This window comes from Microlunatus panaciterrae (assembly GCF_016907535.1).
GTDB classification, from domain to species: domain Bacteria; phylum Actinomycetota; class Actinomycetes; order Propionibacteriales; family Propionibacteriaceae; genus Microlunatus; species Microlunatus panaciterrae.
The window spans coordinates 3,431,275-3,448,959 of sequence record NZ_JAFBCF010000001.1 but is presented as its reverse complement, the minus strand read 5'-3'; the positions used below and the strand labels follow the sequence as shown (position 1 = coordinate 3,448,959).

Genomic DNA, 17,685 nt, shown 5'->3' with positions numbered 1-17,685 from the left:
GTCCGGGGACGACACTACCGGCTGGACCCCGCCAATCCAGGCAACGTCGCGGCCGACACGCGCCGCGAGTTGCCCGGTGCGGTGGGCCTACTTCAGGAAGTCCGGGATATCCAGGTCGTCATCGTCGCCGGTGGGCCGGGACTGCCTGGGCGGCTGCTGAGCCGGCTGGCCCTGCCCGGCCCCAGGGTTGCTCGGCTGGAAGACGCCACCACCCTGGACCGGGCTCGGCGGCTGCTGGGGGGCGACCGGGGGCGGCTGCTGGTTCTGCCCGCCCTGCTGGTTCTGCCCGCCCTGCTGGCCGAGGTGACCGGCAGCCGAGCCGCCGAACGGGTTGGTGGTCTGGGTCGGAACGGCGGGCCGGGCCGGGGCCGCCTGCTGGTTGCGGACATCCGGGTTGCGGGTGATGCCCGGCTGCCGGCGAGGTGGCTGGCCGCCATCGAAGCCGGCGGCGATCACGGTGACCCGCACCTCGTCGCCGAGGGCGTCGTCGATGACCGTACCGAAGATGATGTTGGCGTCCTCGTGTGCCGCTCCCTGGATCAGGTTGGCCGCCGCGGAGACCTCGAACAGACCGAGGTCGGAACCGCCGGCGATGGACAGCAGCACGCCATGGGCCCCGTCGATGCTGGCCTCCAGCAGCGGGGACGAGACGGCCATCTCGGCAGCTGCGCGGGCGCGCTCCTCGCCGCGAGCCGAACCGATGCCCATCAACGCCGATCCTGCGTTGGACATCACCGACTTCACGTCGGCGAAGTCCAGGTTGATCAGGCCGGGCGTGGTGATCAGGTCGGTGATGCCGGAGACACCCTGCATCAGCACCTGGTCGGCCTGCTTGAACGCATCCAGGATGGCGACCTGGTGGTCGATCATCTGCAGCAGCTTGTCGTTCGGGATGACGATGAGGGTGTCGACCTCCTCGCGCAGCTGCTCGATGCCGGTCTCGGCCTGGGTGGAGCGGCGCTTCCCCTCGAAGCTGAACGGCCGGGTGACCACGCCGATGGTCAGCGCACCGAGCGCCCGCGAGATCCGGGCCACCACCGGAGCACCGCCGGTGCCGGTGCCGCCGCCCTCGCCCGCGGTGACGAAGACCATGTCGGCGCCCTTCAGCACCTCCTCGATCTCCTCAGCGTGGTCCTCGGCCGCCTGCCGGCCCTTGTCGGGGTCAGCACCGGCACCGAGCCCCCTGGTCAGCTCGCGGCCGATGTCCAGCTTGACGTCGGCATCACTCATCAGCAGCGCCTGAGCGTCGGTGTTGACCGCGATGAACTCGACACCCCGCAGGCCCGCCTCGATCATGCGGTTGACGGCGTTCACGCCGCCCCCGCCGACGCCGACGACCTTGATGATGGCCAGGTAATTCTGTGATGCGGTGACCACGCGCTACGCCTCTTTCTCCTGCTTCGGAACGATGGGGCCCCGATGCAGATCCCAGGGCAGAGGCTCCCGGCGGGACCAGGAGTCTTGACCTGAGGTCAACGTCTTAACCAGACCACGGGGAAGGATGGAGGCAGACAGGGCGTGATGCACACGCTATGAGATCGGTTGTACGGGTGTCCACACAGGAGCGACTGACACGCCCTCCAACCTTCAGAACCCGGCTATCTCTGAAGGTGAGGTTCACCTTTACCTTTCCACCGGTCGGAACTCAGCGGGTGGTGGGGTACGCAGGTGCCGAGACGTCGTAGACAGAGGCCCTGCGCTTCAGCAGCGCCTTGGCGACCTGGGCCTTCAGCCCGGATTGCTCAGCGCTCCCCCACACCACCACCGAGCCGTTCTCCAGCAGCAGCCGGATGGTGTCGGGAGAGTCGGCGGTGATCTTGTCCACCTTCTTGGCGACCGACCTGGGCAGCGCGCTGACGACGACGCCGAGGTCAGCCAGCAGCTGTTGGTCTGCCATCGGGTCGACATCGACCACCAGCCGCTTGCCCGGGTCGCTGACGACCTGGAACGGCACCCCGTGCCGGTCCACCATCACATAGCTGCCCTGCCGTCCGGCGGCGTAGACCGCCGTGCGCTCGGTAACGGCGATCCGGACCGTGCTCGGCCAGGACCGGGAGACGATTACCGACTCCACCGGCTTCAGGGCCCGGACCCGGGCGGCCACCGCGTCCAGGTCCTGCCGGGCCATCGGCACCCCGACCGGGACCGCAGCTGCGGTCTGGACCTGCTGGCTGGTCAGCAGCTGCACGCCAGTCACCCGGACCTGCTTCACCGCGAGGACCGGAGAGAACCCGACCAGCCAGGTGAGGCCGGCCACCAGGGCAACCAGCAGCAGCCCGATGCCGAGCCGGACCGCCAGCCCGCGACGGGAGTGGAGGCGGCGGCGGCGCCGGATCAGGCCGGCGTCGGCGACCGTACTCGGCCGCCGCAGGGTGGTCTGGCTCATCCGGCATCCTTCGCGACCGTGTCCCCGTGACCGTTATGCCCATGCCCGTTGTGCCCGTGCCCGTTGTGCCCGTGCCCGTTGTGCCCGTGCCCGTTGTGCCCGTGCGGGGCGTGCTGGCGCCGCTCGATCTCGGCCACGATCAGCGGCGCGATCTTGGTCACGTCGCCGCAGCCGATGGTGATGACCAGGTCGCCCGGGCGGGCGACGTCGGCGACCGCCGCGGGGGCCGCGTCCCAGTCCGGTTCGTAGGTGACGTGCGCTGTGCCGGGGGTGATGGCATCGCTGACCATCCGTCCGGTGATCCCCTCGATCGGATCCTCCCGGTCGCCGCAGACGTCCATCACGACGGCCTCGTCGGCCAGCTCCAGCGCCTGGGCCAACTCGGCCCAGAAGTCCCTGGTGCGGGTGTAGAGATGGGGCTGGAAGCAGGCCACCAGCCGGCCCCCGTCCAGCCCGACCTGGGCGGCCCGCAGCGTCGCCGCGACCTCGGTCGGATGGTGGGCATAGTCGTCGTAGACGCGGATGTCGCCGGCCCGGCCGACCAGCTGGAACCGACGGTAGGTGCCGCCGAACGCCGCGAGGGCTGCCCTGGCGGGCGGGTCCTCCGCGCCGAGCCAGCGGGCGACAGCGTAGGCGGCGGCGGCGTTGTGCACGTTGTAGCGGCCGGGAACGGCTAGCTCCACCGGCCCGCCCGAGCCCAGGCCGTCCAGGGTGAAGGAGGACCCGACACCGGCGAAGCCGACGTCGGAGATCCGCAGATCGGCGTCGGGACTCTCCCCGTAGGTGATGATCTCGATCCGCCCCCCTTCGGTCTGGCTGCCCTCGGCACGCTGGTGCTCGCGGACCTTCTCTGTGAGCGCGATCGCTCCCGGGTCGTCGGAGCTGACCACCAGCAGTCGCACCTGTTTCCCGGTGGCGAAGCGGAGGAACCCGGCCGCATAGTTCTCCGGAGTTCCCCAGTTGACCAGGTGGTCCGGGTCGACGTTGGTGACCACAGCGACCTCGGTCGGATACTGCAGGAACGACCCGTCGCTCTCGTCGGCCTCGACGACGAACACGTCGCCGCCGCCCAGGTGGCCGCCGGTCTTCGAGCCGGTCCGTGCACCACCGATCACAAAGGACGGGTCGAGACCGCAGGCGGTCAGCACCTCGGAGATCATCGCCGTGGTGGTGGTCTTGCCGTGCGTCCCGGCCACCGAGATGCCGCGGTGACCGGTCATCAACGATGCCAGTGCGGCGCTGCGGTGCAGTATCGTCAGGCCCCTGCGCCGGGCCTCGGCCAACTCCGGGTTGTCCTCCCGGATGGCCGAGCTGGCGACGACGGTCCGGGCTCTCCCGAGCTGTTCGGCTGCATGCCCGACGTGCACCCGGGCTCCGCGCGCCTCCAGTGCCCGCAGGTACGGCGAGTCCTGCCGGTCGCTGCCGCTCACCTCGACTCCGAGCTCGGTGAACACCGAGGCAATGCCGTTCATCCCGGAACCGCCGATGGCGATGAAATGGACCGGGCCCAGGCTGTCGGGGGCGGGCACCGTCACTGGTTCGATCAAGCCCATCAGCGAGCCACCTCCAAGGTCATCTTCGCCAGCTGGCTGGCGGCATCCGGCACGGCAACGCTACGGGCAGCCGCCGCCATCCGGGCCAGCACGTCCGGGTGCTGGATCAGCGCGGGGATCCGCTCGGCCAGGTAGTCGCCGGTGCAGTCGGCGTCGCGCAGCAGCTCGCCGCCACCGGCGCCGACCACGGCGGCGGCGTTCCTGGCCTGCTCACCGTTGCCGTACGGCCAGGGCACGAAGATCGCCGGCAGCCCGACCACGGCCGTCTCGGCCACGGTGTTGGCGCCGGAGCGGCCGAGCATCAGGTCCGCCGCAGCGTAGGCCTGCTCCATCCGGTCGACGAAGGCCAGCGGGCGGTAGGCCGCGCCGGTCTCGGAGTCGACCAGCTCGTGGATGTCCTCGGTCATGTTCTTCGGGCCGAGCACGTGCAGTATCTGGATCCCCCGCGACAGCAGCCCTGCCTTGGCCTCGGCCACCGCCTGGTTGATCCGCTGGGCTCCCTGCGAGCCGCCGCTGACCAGCAGCGTCGGCAGCTCGGCGCTCAGCCCGAACAGGGCCCGTGCGGGCGGTCGGGCCTGCTCCCGGTCCAGCTGGGTGATGGCCCTCCGCAGCGGTAGCCCGAGATAGCGGGCGTGCGGCAGCGGGGTGTCCGGGAAGGAGACCGCGACCCGTTCGGCGAACCGGGCGGCGAGCTTGTTGGCCAGGCCGGGCAGTGCGTTCTGTTCGTGGATCACGATCGGCACCTTCAGCCGGCGGGCCGCCAGGTAGACCGGGGTGGAGACATAGCCACCGAAGCCGAGGACCACATCGGCCTGGTGCCGTCGCAGGATCGCCTCCGACTCCCGCACCGCGCCCCACAGCCTGACCGGCACCTTGAGCAGGTCCAGGTTGGGCCGGCGTGGCATCGGCACCGGCGCGATCAGCTCCAGCGGCAGCCCGGCCTCCGGCATCACCCTGGTCTCCAGGCCCCGGGAGGTGCCGACAGCGGTCAACGAGATGCCGTCGGACAGTTCGGTCAGCGCCTGGGCGGTGGCGATCAGCGGCGAGGTGTGGCCGGCCGAACCGCCACCGGCGAGGACGACGCTCAGTGGCCGGGTCATCGTCGACCCGGTTCGACGGCTCGGGCCCGGCGGGAGCCGACAACGGTCGTCATCCGCGGCCTGGGCTTCTTCTTGTCCGGGCGCAGGATCTTCCTCGCCTCCGGCTCGTTTCGGGCACAGGCCACCAGCAGGCCGAGGGCGCCCAGGTTGGCCAGCAGAGCCGACCCGCCATAGGACACCAGCGGCAGCGGGACGCCGGCGATCGGGACCATCCGCAGGACCACGGCCAGGTTGATCAGGGCCTGGATCATGAACCAGGCGGTGACGCCGGCTGCCGCGTACCGGGAGAAGTTGTCGTCCGAGCGGAGCGCGATCCGCACTCCGGCATAGCCGAGCACCAGGAACAGCGCCAGCACCACCAGGCTGCCGAACAGGCCCAGCTCCTCACCGATCACGGCGAAGATGAAGTCGGTGTGCGCCTCTGGCAGACTGCCCCATTTCTGCCGGCTGGCGCCCAGGCCAACCCCCCACCAGCCACCGGAGGCGATGGCCAACATGCCGACGGTCGCCTGCATGTTGGCACCGGCGGTGTCGGCGTTCGGGTTGAGGAAGGCGGCCAGCCGCCCCATCCGGTTGGGGCTGGTGACGAACAGCGCCACCACCCCGGCCACCCCCAGACCGCCCAGGGCGAGCAGGATGCGCATCGGCGCGCCGACGATCCAGAGCACGCCGGCGACGATCCCGGCCATCACGACCGCGGTCCCGGCGTCGCCCTGGAAGACGATCAACAGGATCATCAGGCCGGTGACGGGCAGGAAGGGGACCAGTAGGTGCTTGGGCTGGTCGAGCAGCCTGTCCTTGCGCGCAAGGATGTCGGCGCTCCACACGATGATGGCGAGCTTGGCGAACTCCGACGGCTGCATCCGCAGCGCCGAGGTGCCGAGGTCGAGCCAGTTGCGGTTGCCGTTGACGGTCACACCGAGCGGTGTGTAGGTCAAGATCAACAGCACTGCGGCGACCAGCATTCCCACCCAACCGAGCACTCTGAGCCTGGAGGGTGAGAGCCGCGCCATCACCCAGGCGAACAGGAAGCCCAGCACCAGGAAGACGATCTGGCGCTTGACGAAGTAGTAGGAGTCGTCGGTGTGCACGTAGGCGTACACGCTGGACGCCGACAGCACCATCATCATCCCGAGGCCGAGCAGCAGCCCGGCCGAAGCCAACACCAGGTGGTAGCTCGCCAGCGGCCGGTCCAGGATATTTCTGACCGCGGCCAGCAGGCCACCGGGGCCGTGATCCTCGCCGCTCCCCTTGGACTTCGACGCAGCGCTGCTGCGAGACGGGGGCGACAGGGTGGTCACGCTGCGGCTCTCCTTCTCTGGTTGCGGATCACCGGCTCATCCGGACCGCGGCCCGGACTCGTCGAGGTCCTCGACCGCACGGGCGAAGGCCTCACCGCGGGCGGCATAGTCGGTATACATGTCCAAACTGGCGCACCCCGGCGTCAGCAGGACGGCGTCACCGGGCCTGGCCAGGGACGCAGCCGCGGCGACGGCTTGAGCCATGGCACTAGTGTCCGTTGATTCGATCCTGATCACGGGGACTTCCGGCGCGTGTCGGGCAAGGGCGTCGGCGATCACGCCACGGTCGACACCGAGCAGCACCGCCCCCCGCAGCCTGCTGCCGTGCCGGACCACCAGGTCGTCGAAGGTGGTGCCCTTCGCCTGTCCGCCGGCGATCCAGACCACGGAGTCGAAGGCGCGCAGGGCCGCATCAGCGGCGTGCGGGTTGGTGGCCTTGGAGTCGTCGACCCACCGGACCCCGTCCCGGTTGGCCACTGTCTGGATCCGATGACCCCCGACAGCGACGCTGCGCAGTCCGTCACGGACCGCCGTGGCCGGCACCCCGAACGAGCGGGCCAGCGCGGCCGCGGCCAGGGCGTTCGCCACATTGTGCGGTGCAGCAGGCGACACGTCGGACACCTTCGCCAGCTCCAGCGCGGAGTCGCGGCGCTGTTCGACGAACGCCCGGTCGACCAGCAGGTCGTCGACGACACCCAGCATCGACAGCCCGGGGGTGCCCAGGGTGAAGCCGATGGCGCGGGCACCCTCGACGACGTCGGCCTCCTCGACCAGTCGTTCGGTGGCGGGGTCGGCCACGTTGTAGACGCAGCTGGCGTGCACACCGTGGTAGATCTTGGCCTTGGCTGCGGTGTAGGCCTGGAAGTCGCCGTGCCACTCGAGATGGTCCGGCTGCAGGTTCAGCACCGCAGCCGAGTGCAGCGACAGGGAGTTCGACCAGTGCAGCTGGAAGCTGGACAGCTCCACCGCCAGCACGTCGTACGGCTCCGGGTCGAGCACCGTCTCCATGATCGGCCGGCCGATATTGCCGACTGCGGCCGTGCGCAGACCGGCGGCGGAGAGGATCGAGGCGAGCATCTGGGTGGTGGTGGTCTTGCCGTTCGTGCCGGTGATGCCCAGCCACGGCACCGGCCGCTGTGGTCGGCTGAGCCGCCAGGCCAGCTCGACCTCACCCCAGATCGGCACCTGGCGACGAGTCGCGACGACCAGCAGCGGCGCCGTCGGGGCCCAGCCGGTGGTGATCACCAGGTCCGTGTCGGCGGGCAGCGCGGCGGTGGCGCCCGGACCGAGCCGGACGTCGGCGCCCAGCACCTCGAGCAGCTGGCCCTTCTCCCGGTTGGCCTGGTCGGCCTTGTCGTCGAGCACCGTGACCCGGGCGCCGAACTCGATCAGTCCGTCGGCTGCGGCGAAACCGGAGACGCCGATGCCGGCGACGACGACGTGCGCCTGCGGCCAGGGCGACGCGCCGTCGGCCGTCGGCAACCAGCTGAGTCGAGTCATGATCCTGCCACCCATTCGGCGTAGAAGATTCCCAGGCCGGCCGCAACGAACAGGCCGGCGATGATCCAGAAGCGCATCACGATCGTCACCTCGGCCCAGCCGAGCAGCTCGAAGTGGTGATGCAGCGGCGACATCCGGAACAGACGCCTGCCCTTGGTCAGCTTGAAGAAACCGACCTGGAGGATCAGCGACATGGTGATGATCACGAACAGGCCACCGATGATCAGCAGCAACAGCTCGGTCCGGGTGAAGATCGCCAGTCCGGCGAGCGCGCCGCCCAGCGACAGCGATCCGGTGTCGCCCATGAAGATCTTCGCCGGTGACGCGTTCCACCACAGGAACCCGAAGCAGGCACCGGCCAGCGCGACAGCGACGACGGCGAGGTCGTACGGGTCGCGCACCTCATAGCATTTCGGCCCGGCCGAGGCGGTGTAGGCGCAGCTCTGGTTGTACTGCCAGATGTTCATCAAGGTGTACGCCCCGAACACCATCACACAGGCGCCGGTGGCCAGCCCGTCCAGTCCGTCGGTCAGGTTGACCCCATTGCTGGCGGCGGCGACCAGCAGCAGCACCCAGATCAGCACCAGCACGATCGGCAGCTCGAGGAACGGGATGTCGCGCAGGAACGAGACGAACTGGGATGCCGGGGTGATGCCGCGTTCGTCCGGGAACTGCAGTGACAGCAGCCCGAAGACGATGGCGACCACCGCCTGGCCGGCCATCTTCGCCTTGCTCCGCAAACCGAGCGAGCGCTGCTTGGAGATCTTGATGAAGTCGTCCAGGAAACCCACCAGCCCGAGCCCGGTGAACAGGAAGAGGACCAGCATCGCCGAGGCGGAGGGGACGGTCATCGTCAGCAGATGCGAGGCGAAGTAGGCGAACAGCACCGAGGCGATGATGACCAGGCCGCCCATCGTCGGTGTTCCGCGCTTGGTGTGGTGCGAGGTCGGGCCGTCATCACGGATCAGCTGCCCGTAGCCGCGCCGAACCAGCATGCTGATCGCGACCCGGGTCCCCAGCAGAGTGCCGAGCAGACCCAGGCAGCCGGCGAACACGATCGCCTTCATCGGCTCGCCTCAACCGCCGAAGCAGCCAGCAGGGCGTCGGCGACGGTCTCCAGACCCACGCCACGCGAGGCCTTCACCAAGACGATGTCTCCTTCGCGCAGCCGCTCCACGAGGACGGGCACCGCCGCAGCCTTGTCGTGAACGAACAACGCTTCCTCTCCTGACAGACCGGGCCCGGCGCCGTCTCGGGCGTCCGGCCGGCCGGCTCCGACGCTGATCCCCCGGGCGGCGTCGCCGATGACCACGACCCGGGAGATGCCCAGCGCTGCCGCAGCCGCGCCGATCGCGCGATGCTCGGCCTCCGAGCCGTCGCCCAGCTCGAGCATCTCGCCGAGCACTGCCCAGGTCCGGGCCTGAGGATATCGACGCCGGCGGGAATGTCCCAACTCGGCGAGGGTCTGCAGGGCGGCCAGCATCGAGTCGGGGTTGGCGTTGTAGGCATCGTTGACCACCACGACCCCGTCGGGGCGTTCGGAGATCTCCATCCGCCAGCGGGACCGGAGCCCGGCAGCGCTGAGGGCGGACGCAATCCGGTCCAGGTCGACGCCGAGGGCCGTTGCCGCCACGGCAGCCGCGACCGCGTTAGGCACCTGGTGCCGGCCGAGCAGGCGCAGCCGGACCTCGGCACGCCGGTCGCCGGCGTGCAGCGTGAAGCTGTACCGGCCGAGGTCGTCGCCGGCGGCGTCACCGGCCCAGACGTCGGCGCTCGGGTCTTGGGTGGAGAAGGTGAGCACCCGGGCGCGGGTCCGGTTCCGCATCGCGGAGACCAGCGGGTCGTCGGCGTTCAGCACGGCCGTGCCGTCGGCCGGCAGTGCCTCGACCAGCTCGCCCTTGGCCAGCGCAATCCGCTGCTGGCTCCCGAACTCGCCCAGGTGGGCGTGCCCGACGTTCAGCACCACACCGACGTCGGGAGGCGTCAGCTGACAGAGGTAGGCGATGTGGCCGACGCCGCGGGCGCCCATCTCCGAGACCAGGTAGCGCGTGCTCGGTTCGACCCCGGTCGCAGTCAGCGGCACACCGATCTCGTTGTTCAGTGACCCTCGGGGGGCGATCGTGCTGCCGTCGGCCTCCAGCACCTGAGCCAGCAGGTCCTTGGTCGAGGTCTTGCCCTGCGAGCCGGTGATGCCCACGACTCTCAGGCCGGTGCGTCTGGCACGGCGCACGACCTCGGCGCCGATCTGGCCGAGCGCCGCCTGCGGGTCCGGCACGACCAGGCAGGGCCCGCCGGACACCGGCCGCGCGGTGACGGCCGCGACCGCTCCCCGCTGCCAGGCCTGGTCGACGTAGTCGTGCCCGTCCACGTGCTCACCCGCGAAGGCGACGAAGACCGCTCCCGGCACCACCGCACGGGAGTCGATGACCACGGCCGTCACCTGGGCGTCCGCGCCGGTGGCCGGTGGCGGACAGCCGATTGCCGCGGCCAGCTCAGCCACGCTGAGCGGCATCATGCCGCTCCTCCGTTGAGGACGTTCCACTCCTGTTCGACCACTGCACTGTCGCTGAACGGATGCACGGTGCCGCTGACCTCCTGGCCCTCCTCGTGGCCCTTGCCCAGAATCGCGACGACATCATGAACACCGGCCCGTTGCAGAGCCAGCCGGATCGCTGACCGACGGTCGCCGCCGTCCAACACCTCGACGCCACCGGTCAACGAGGTCGCCACCTCCCGGGCACCCTCGAGAACACGGGCCCGGATCGCCGCCGGTTCCTCGGTACGTGGGTTGTCGTCGGTGACGATGACGACAGCCGCTCCGCGCGCCGCGGCGGCACCGATCGGTCCGCGCTTCTGCACGTCCCGGTCACCGCCCGCTCCGAGCACGACGATGCAGCGCCGTCCGGCCAGCGAGGACAGTACCGAACCGACCGCCTGGGGGGTGTGCGCGAAGTCGACGATCACGGTCGGCGCCTCAGGGCCGAGGTCGACGCGCTGCATCCGTCCCGGTACCTGCGCCGCGGCCAGCCCGGTGACCGCGCGATCGAGATCGACGTCGACCGCGGCCAGCATCGCGACCGCGGTGACGGCGTTGGCGATGTTGAACTCCCCCGGCAGGCCGAGGACGAGGTCGAGCTGGCCGAGCGGCGTCGTCAGCACCAGCCGGCTCGACCCGTCGGTCTGTGGCTCGATCCGGTCCGGGAAGAAGTCGGCCCCCGGCGCCAGGCTGGTCGTGGTCAGCCGGACGGCCGCGCCGGCCCTGACCCGGTCGGCGAGCTGGCGTCCGCGCGGGTCGTCGATGTTGACCACCGCGTGCCGGGTGCGGGCTGCGGTGAACAGCTCCGCCTTGGCTTCGAAGTAGGCCTCCTCGGTGCCGTGGAAGTCGAGATGGTCCCGGCCGAAGTTGGTGAAGCCGGCGACGTCGAAGGTGATGGCGTCGGCCCGGCCGAGAACGACCGCGTGCGAGGACACCTCCATCACGACCGAGTCGGCCCCGCCCTCCCGCATGGTCGCCAGCAGGGCCTGCAGCTCCGGCGACTCGGGCGTGGTGATGGTCGTCCGGGCCGACTCCAGCGCCTGCCCGTCCAACCGGAAGCCGATCGTCCCGATCAGTCCGGGCCGCCGTCCGGCGGCCCGGAGGGCCGCCTCCAGCAGGTAGCTGGTCGTCGTCTTGCCGTTGGTGCCGGTGACCGCCAGCATCGTCAGCCGCTCGCTCGGCCGGCCGAAGATGTCCGCTGCGGCCCCGGCCATCGCCCGGCGCGGGTCGGCCACAACGACGACAGCGGCCGGCAACCCGGCCGCCAGCGCCGCCCCCTCGGCGTCGGTCAGCACGGCTGCGGCACCGGCGTCGACCGCCGCCGCGGCAAACCTGGCCCCGTGCGTCGACCGTCCCGGCAGGGCGACGTACAGGTCGCCCGGCTGGACCAACCTGGAGTCGAGCGTGATGCCGGACACCCCGACGTCTGGGCGGTCCGTGCCAGGGAACAGCGACCCCAACGGGATCGGGTGCGGTTCCGGCGGGCGCAGTGACCGGGGCGTCACCATTCGATGGGCTTCTCGGGAGCTTTCCTGGTCGAGGGCAGGACCGAGTAGCGGGACAGGGCGAACTCCATCACGTCGTGATAGACGGGGCCCGCCACACCGCTACCCGTGTCACCCGCGCGCGGGTTGTCGACGACCACGTACGTCATGATTTCAGGATTGTCGGCAGGGGCAAACCCGACATACGACACGGTGTAGCCCCGATAGCAGCCACAGCTGCTGTTGACCCGCTCGGCGGTGCCGGTCTTGCCCCCGGTCCGGTAGCGGTCGATCGCCAGCTTGTGGGTGCTGTCGTTGACAACGACCGCCTCCATCACGTCGCGGACCTTCGCCGAAGTCTCCGCGGACACCACCCGCCGCGGTGCCGCCCGGTCGAGCGGGACCGACGCACCGGTGCTGTCGCTGGCCGACTTCAGGATGGTCGGCTGGTGGTAGACGCCGCCGTTGATGATCCCGGAGATCGCCGCCGCTTCCTGGATGGCGGTGACCGACAGTCCCTGACCGAACGAGATCTGGTCGCGCGTGTAGTCCTTCATGTCGGGTCCGGGCAGGTGACCGGCAGCCTCCCCGGGCAGCTCGATGCCGGTCTTGGCGCCCAGACCGAAGCGGGCGAGATAGTCGTGCAGAGTCGCCTTGTCGCCCTGCCGCGCGAGCAGCACGGTGCCGATGTTCGATGACTTGGACACGACACCGCGCAGCCTCAGCTGCAGGTCGCCGTGGGAGAAGTAGTCCTTGATGTAGCCGCCGCCGGAGGACACCCGCCCGGGGACCAGGACCTTGGTGTCCGGCTTGGCGACGCCGGAGTCCATCAGAGCCGCCATGGTGAGCACCTTCTCCACGCTGCCCGGCTCATAGGCCGCCGAGACGGCTCGGTTGCCGCGGTCCTCGGCGTCGGCCTTGCCCGGCTTGTTGGAGTCGAAGGTCGGGTAGTTCGCCATCGCCAGCACTTCGCCGGTCTTGACGTTCATCACGATCGCCGTTCCGGTGTCAGCCTTCGACTCGGTGACCTGGGCCGCCAGTCGTCGCTGGGCGACCCACTGCAACTCCGAGTCGAGGGTCAGCTGGTAGTTCACCCCGTTCGTTGCCGGGGTGACGACGCTGCTGCCGAGCGGGATCTTGCTGCCGTTGGGTGCACTCTCGTACACCTCCTTGCCCTCCACGCCGGCCAGCTCGGTGTTCCGGCCGTACTCCAGGCCGGCCAGTCCCTGGCCGTCGGCGCCGACGAAACCGACGATGTTGGAGCCGACCGCACCGGCCGGGTAGGTCCGGATCGGGTCGCTCTCCCGGAAGATGCCGTAGAGATCGAGGTCGGTGAGCTCGGCGGCGATCTTCGTGTAGGTGGCCGCTGGGACCTTCTTCGCCACGTAGACGAAACGGGTGTTGGGCTTCGTCAGGGCCGCCATCGTCTTGGTCCGGTCCAGCTCAAGGTATTTCAAGAGCACGGTCGTGATCTCGGCGGCGTGCGGTGCGGTGTGCACCGGGTCGGCAGTGATCGCCACCGCGGGCTCGGTGGCCGCCAGCACCTCGCCGTTGCGGTCGGTGATGTCGCCCCGGGACGGCAGCAGCGGCAGGGTGCGGGTCAGCTGGCTCGCCGAGGTGGCCGCCAGCGCCGAGGAGTCGAAGCCCTGCAGCTGCACCAGCCGGCCGGCGCACAGCGACACGGCGATGGCCAGGGCCAGCATGACCATCCGCAGCCGGCGGCCGGAGTCGCCCAAGGGCATCCGCAGCGGACCCCGGTAGGACTTCTTCTCCTGGGCCCTCCCCCGGCCTGTTCTGTGCTGCCCCGCCCTGTGCTGCCCCGCCCTGTGCAGCCCGGTCCTACCCGATGCTGTCGTCCGCGGCCCGGCCGAGCCGTGGCCGGTGCTCCGTCCCCCGGTGCCGGAACCTCGCTGCGCCCTGGCGGTCCTGGTCGCGCTCGTCTTCTTCGGTTCAGTCGTCTTCCTCGAGCCAGCGGCCTTCCTGGGCGGGGTGGCCTTGCTGCTGCCGGCGCGGGACGGGTGTGGGCGACGTTCGGTTGCCATCTCAGCCGCGCCCTTCCGTCTGCTTCTTCTGAGCTCCCGCCTTCTTCGCCGCAGCATCCTTCTTGCCCTTGGCGGCGGCGTCCTTCCCGGTCTTGGCGGCAGCGTCCTTCTTCGCCTTCGCGGCAGCGTCCTTCTTCGCCTTCGCGGCAGCGTCCTTCTTCGCCTTCGCGGCAGCCTCCTTGGCCTTCGCGGCCGCCTCCCGCTTGGCCTCGGCGGCCTTCGCCTTGCGTTTCGCTTCGGCGGCGGCCGCCTCTGCGGCCAGCTGCTCGGGCGTCTTGACGATCAGGCTAGGGACCTCGTTGCCGTCCACCCTCTTCGGCTTGCCCACCAGCTTGCCCTCGGGCAGCACCAGGAAGGCCGGCTCGGGATTGGGCCGCATGCCCATCTGGGAGGCCTTCAGGGCGAGCTCCTGCGGCGCCCGCAGATCGGCCACCTGACGGCTGAGCGTGGCCTCGGTGTAGGCCAGCTCGGTCGCTTGACGGTTCAGTGCGCGGGCCTCGAAGGCCTGGTTCTGCAGCGACGTGTTGAGCATCAACAGCCCGGCCATCCCGATGCCGAAGAGGCCGATCAGCACCAGCACGAACGGTGTCCGAGCCATCCTCGGAGCGAGCGTCGGCACCGGTCTCAGCCTCGGCTGGATGGCCGGCTCCGACAACGATTCCCTCAACCCGGTGATGGGTGCCCACAACGCGCTCACGCGGCCGCCTCCTCGATTCGTACTGCTGCCCGCAGCCGGGCCGAAGCCGCCCGCGGGTTGGAACGTGCTTCTTCTTCTGTCGGTCGCTGCGCCCCACGGGTCAGCAGCCTCAGCTCCGGGCCGAACCCGGCGGGGACCACCGGCAGGTTGCGGGGCGCCCGGTCGGTGGACCTGACCCGGAGGATCTGCTTGACCAGCCGGTCCTCCAGTGAGTGGTAGGCGAGCACCGCGATCCGGCCGCCGACAGCAAGGGCCGCGATGGCCGCCGGCAGTACCGCCTCCAGCGCCTCCAACTCGGCGTTGACCTCGATCCGCAGTGCCTGGAAGGTCCGCTTGGCCGGATGTCCGCCGGTCTTGCGGGCCGCCATCGGGATCGCGTCGTAGAGCAGCCGGACGAGCCGGGCCGAGGTCGTGAACGGTTCGAGCTCACGTTCAGCCACGATCCTCCTGGCGATCCGGTCGGCGAACCTCTCCTCGCCGTACGTTCTGAGGATCCGGGCCAGGTCGGCCGCGCTGTAGGTGTTGAGGACCTCGGCCGCGGTCTTGGCCTGCTTGCCGTCCATGCGCATGTCCAGCGGGGCGTCGACGGAGTAGGCGAACCCGCGCTCGGTCCGGTCGATCTGCAGCGAGGAGAGGCCGAGGTCGAGCAGCACGGCCTGCACCCGCGGCGTACCCAGCTCGTCCAGCACGTCCGGCAGCTCGTCGTAGACCGCCTCCACCAGGGTGGTCCGGTCGGCGAACGGCGCCAGCCGTCGCCGCGCCTGATCCAGCGCCTGCGGATCACGGTCGAGCCCGATCAGCCTGGCCTGTGGGCAGGCACGTAGCAGAGCCTCGGCGTGTCCGCCGAGGCCCAGAGTGCAGTCGACCAGGATGTGATCCCCGCCGGAGCCGGCCGGCTCGTCCGCGGCGGGCTGCAGAGCGGGTGACAGCAGGGCGACGATCTCGGTCAGCATCACCGGGATGTGCCGGTCCTCGGACCCATTCACCCGAGCCACCTGACCAGGGCCCAGAGCAGCAGCGTCGCACCGGTGGAGGCGGCGAGGGACAGTCCGGCGACGGCTACCCCATCTCGGGCGTCGTGCCTGATCCGGCGCGACTTCGTCTCCAGTGCGGACATCTCGACCCCAGCCCTACATGCGGTTTGGTGTTGCCTTGCGGTTTCGGTGGTTCCCCCGAGTGGTGCAGCACGGCTCGTGTCTTGAGGTTTCAACCCGAGGCCTGCGGGAAGTACTACCTGGCACCGGGGAAGGTGTGCCAGGGAGTCAGACCTGCAGGTTGAAGCCTCACTACACGAGCCGTTCGGTTCTCGAACCTGAGTCGGGTGGGCCGACTCACAGTCCTTCGAACACTTCTTCGTTCATCTCGGCGAACGCCGATTCCTGCTGCGTGGAGTACTCCGCCCAAGCGGCGCTGTCCCAGACCTCGACCCGGTTGATCGCTCCGACCACGACACAGTCCTTGTCGAGACCCGCATAGGCCCTCAGATGGGGAGGGATGGTGATGCGGCCCTGCTTGTCCGGTGTCTCGTCCGAGGCCCCGGACGCCAGCATGCGCTGGTAGTCGCGGACCCGCTTGACGCTGGTCGGTGCGCTCTGGAGTTGTTCGGTCTGCTGGATGAACGTCGCCATCGGCCAGATGGTGAGGCAGCGGTCTTGTCCCCGCGTGATCACCAGGCCGTTGGCGAGCTCGTCCCTGAACTTCGCCGGGAGGAAGAACCGGCCCTTCTCGTCGATCTTCGGAGTGTGCGTACCCAGAAACACGGACGCACCTCCTAGCTCCACTTAAGGACCGATCTGCTCCACTTTGCGCCACTGTACTCCACTTTGCTCCACTGGGCATCTTTTCCCCTCCCCCTGCCTCCCGGTGTGTTGCTGGGCTGGCCGAGCGGAGGCACCGCGCCGGTTGGTGCGGGGTGGCCGCGACCGAAGCGGGGTCAGGGTGGGTTGCCCTCCCACCGCGTACTTTTGGTGCACGCCCCCTGCTCTGTGGACGGGCGCATAGCATGAGTACGCACGCCACCGCTGGTGGCAGGTGCGCGCCGGCCCAGTCGGCGACTGGTCACACAGCCGACATGTCGGCGCGGGCACGGAGGGTTCAGTTGAGTCTGAGTTACGACAAGAGCGCCGAGGCCACGACCTACTCCCTCGGGGATGTGGTGCAGATCGCCGGCCGGATCCGGACCGCCATCGAGCGAGTGATCGAGGGCAAGCGCAGCTCGATCGATCTGGCCCTGGTGGTGCTGCTCGCCGAGGGGCACCTGCTGGTGGAGGACGTCCCGGGAGTCGGCAAGACGATGCTCGCCAAGTCCCTGGGTCGGTCCATCGCCTGCTCGGTCCGCCGGGTGCAGTTCACCCCCGACCTGTTGCCATCCGACATCACCGGCGTCTCGGTCTTCAACCAGGAGACCCACGACTTCGAGTTCAAGCCGGGCGGCATCTTCGCCAACATCGTGGTGGGTGACGAGATCAACCGGGCCTCACCGAAGACCCAGTCCGCGCTGCTGGAGTCGATGGAGGAACGCCAGGTCAGTGTCGACGGCACCACCTACCTGCTGGAGGCGCCGTTCATGGTGGTGGCGACCCAGAACCCCATCGAGATGGAGGGCACCTATCCGCTGCCCGAGGCGCAGCGGGACCGGTTCATGGCCCGGATCGAGATGGGCTACCCGACCCCCAGCTCCGAGCTGGACATGCTCGACTCGCACGGCAGCAGCGACCCGTTGGCTCAGCTGGAGCCGGTCACCGACGGCGCGACCGTGCGCGGCCTGATCGAGGCGGTCAAGACCGTCTATGTCAGCCCGGCGGTGAAGCACTACATCGTCCAGATCGTCAACGCCACTCGGCATTCCCATGACCTGCGGCTGGGCGCCTCGCCGCGGGCCACCCTGCAGCTGCTGCGGGCCAGCCGGGCGTACGCGGCGTTGGCCGGACGGGACTACGTCAGCCCCGACGACGTCGCCGCGCTGGCTGTGTCGGTATTGGCGCACCGGGTGCTGCCGTCCACCGACGCCCAGCTGGCCCGGCGCAGCGTGGCCGACATCATCTCCCACGCGGTGCACGCGGTGAAGATCCCCGACCGAGCCTGAC

At 69.8% G+C, this 17,685-nt stretch carries 15 protein-coding genes; 1 reads left to right on the top strand and 14 read right to left on the bottom strand.

Going from position 1 to position 17,685, the window contains the following annotated elements; genetic code table 11:
* Positions 1–87: 87 nt before the first annotated feature.
* From ftsZ to mraZ, 14 genes are all read right to left on the bottom strand, one after another.
* The gene (gene ftsZ, locus JOE57_RS15710) at positions 88–1,377 is read right to left on the bottom strand and encodes a cell division protein FtsZ (protein ID WP_204919474.1); all 1,290 of its coding nucleotides are present in this window, start codon (positions 1,375–1,377) and stop codon (positions 88–90) included.
* Positions 1,378–1,645: 268 nt separating this feature from the next.
* Positions 1,646–2,386 (bottom strand): cell division protein FtsQ/DivIB, encoded by a 741-nt coding sequence (locus tag JOE57_RS15705; protein WP_204919472.1) that lies wholly within the window; start codon positions 2,384–2,386, stop codon positions 1,646–1,648.
* The gene (gene murC / locus JOE57_RS15700; RefSeq protein WP_204919471.1) at positions 2,383–3,939 is read right to left on the bottom strand and encodes a UDP-N-acetylmuramate--L-alanine ligase; all 1,557 of its coding nucleotides are present in this window, start codon (positions 3,937–3,939) and stop codon (positions 2,383–2,385) included. The genes JOE57_RS15705 and murC overlap by 4 nt, the downstream gene beginning before the upstream one ends.
* Positions 3,939–5,039: an undecaprenyldiphospho-muramoylpentapeptide beta-N-acetylglucosaminyltransferase gene (gene murG / locus JOE57_RS15695; protein ID WP_204919468.1), complete on the bottom strand. Its 1,101-nt coding sequence runs from the start codon at positions 5,037–5,039 to the stop codon at positions 3,939–3,941. The genes murC and murG overlap by 1 nt, the downstream gene beginning before the upstream one ends.
* Positions 5,036–6,340 carry a putative lipid II flippase FtsW gene (gene ftsW / locus JOE57_RS15690; RefSeq protein WP_338041340.1) on the bottom strand — a complete coding sequence of 435 codons (1,305 nt, stop codon included), beginning with the start codon at positions 6,338–6,340 and terminating at the stop codon, positions 5,036–5,038. Before ftsW ends, murG begins: the two co-directional genes overlap by 4 nt.
* 36 nt (positions 6,341–6,376) lie before the next feature.
* The gene (gene murD, locus JOE57_RS15685) at positions 6,377–7,855 is read right to left on the bottom strand and encodes a UDP-N-acetylmuramoyl-L-alanine--D-glutamate ligase (protein ID WP_420827685.1); all 1,479 of its coding nucleotides are present in this window, start codon (positions 7,853–7,855) and stop codon (positions 6,377–6,379) included.
* Positions 7,837–8,907, bottom strand: coding sequence for a phospho-N-acetylmuramoyl-pentapeptide-transferase (mraY, locus tag JOE57_RS15680; RefSeq protein WP_204919463.1), 1,071 nt, complete (start codon positions 8,905–8,907; stop codon positions 7,837–7,839). Before mraY ends, murD begins: the two co-directional genes overlap by 19 nt.
* Entirely contained in the window at positions 8,904–10,355 is a 1,452-nt protein-coding gene (locus JOE57_RS15675) for a UDP-N-acetylmuramoyl-tripeptide--D-alanyl-D-alanine ligase (RefSeq protein WP_204919461.1), read from the bottom strand. Before JOE57_RS15675 ends, mraY begins: the two co-directional genes overlap by 4 nt.
* Positions 10,352–11,884: a UDP-N-acetylmuramoyl-L-alanyl-D-glutamate--2,6-diaminopimelate ligase gene (locus JOE57_RS15670; protein ID WP_204919459.1), complete on the bottom strand. Its 1,533-nt coding sequence runs from the start codon at positions 11,882–11,884 to the stop codon at positions 10,352–10,354. Before JOE57_RS15670 ends, JOE57_RS15675 begins: the two co-directional genes overlap by 4 nt.
* Entirely contained in the window at positions 11,878–13,596 is a 1,719-nt protein-coding gene (locus JOE57_RS15665; RefSeq protein WP_420827703.1) for a peptidoglycan D,D-transpeptidase FtsI family protein, read from the bottom strand. Before JOE57_RS15665 ends, JOE57_RS15670 begins: the two co-directional genes overlap by 7 nt.
* 307 nt (positions 13,597–13,903) lie before the next feature.
* On the bottom strand, positions 13,904–14,599 hold the full coding sequence (gene ftsL / locus JOE57_RS15660; RefSeq protein ID WP_204919456.1) for a cell division protein FtsL: 696 nt from the start codon (positions 14,597–14,599) through the stop codon (positions 13,904–13,906).
* Positions 14,596–15,585: a 16S rRNA (cytosine(1402)-N(4))-methyltransferase RsmH gene (gene rsmH / locus JOE57_RS15655; RefSeq protein WP_338041339.1), complete on the bottom strand. Its 990-nt coding sequence runs from the start codon at positions 15,583–15,585 to the stop codon at positions 14,596–14,598. The genes ftsL and rsmH overlap by 4 nt, the downstream gene beginning before the upstream one ends.
* Positions 15,582–15,716 (bottom strand): hypothetical protein, encoded by a 135-nt coding sequence (locus JOE57_RS19005; protein ID WP_275588360.1) that lies wholly within the window; start codon positions 15,714–15,716, stop codon positions 15,582–15,584. Before JOE57_RS19005 ends, rsmH begins: the two co-directional genes overlap by 4 nt.
* 214 nt (positions 15,717–15,930) lie before the next feature.
* A complete protein-coding gene (gene mraZ, locus JOE57_RS15650) occupies positions 15,931–16,359 on the bottom strand; it encodes a division/cell wall cluster transcriptional repressor MraZ (protein ID WP_204919454.1) in 429 nt (142 codons plus the stop codon).
* A gap of 338 nt (positions 16,360–16,697) precedes the next feature.
* On the opposite strand from mraZ, the gene JOE57_RS15645 reads away from it, so the two are divergent.
* Positions 16,698–17,684 (top strand): AAA family ATPase, encoded by a 987-nt coding sequence (locus tag JOE57_RS15645; RefSeq protein WP_239578972.1) that lies wholly within the window; start codon positions 16,698–16,700, stop codon positions 17,682–17,684.
* Position 17,685: the final 1 nt, after the last annotated feature.

Bases quoted from the DNA above. Each gene is read 5' to 3' on its own strand.
- murG (WP_204919468.1), bottom strand. From the start codon at position 5,039: ATGACCCGGCCACTGAGCGTCGTCCTCGCCGGTGGCGGTTCGGCCGGC.
- murC (WP_204919471.1), bottom strand. From the start codon at position 3,939: ATGGGCTTGATCGAACCAGTGACGGTGCCCGCCCCCGACAGCCTGGGC.
- mraY (WP_204919463.1), bottom strand. From the start codon at position 8,907: ATGAAGGCGATCGTGTTCGCCGGCTGCCTGGGTCTGCTCGGCACTCTG.
- JOE57_RS15705 (WP_204919472.1), bottom strand. From the start codon at position 2,386: ATGAGCCAGACCACCCTGCGGCGGCCGAGTACGGTCGCCGACGCCGGC.
- JOE57_RS19005 (WP_275588360.1), bottom strand. From the start codon at position 15,716: ATGTCCGCACTGGAGACGAAGTCGCGCCGGATCAGGCACGACGCCCGA.
- murD (WP_420827685.1), bottom strand. From the start codon at position 7,855: ATGGGTGGCAGGATCATGACTCGACTCAGCTGGTTGCCGACGGCCGAC.
- JOE57_RS15670 (WP_204919459.1), bottom strand. From the start codon at position 11,884: ATGGTGACGCCCCGGTCACTGCGCCCGCCGGAACCGCACCCGATCCCG.
- JOE57_RS15675 (WP_204919461.1), bottom strand. From the start codon at position 10,355: ATGATGCCGCTCAGCGTGGCTGAGCTGGCCGCGGCAATCGGCTGTCCG.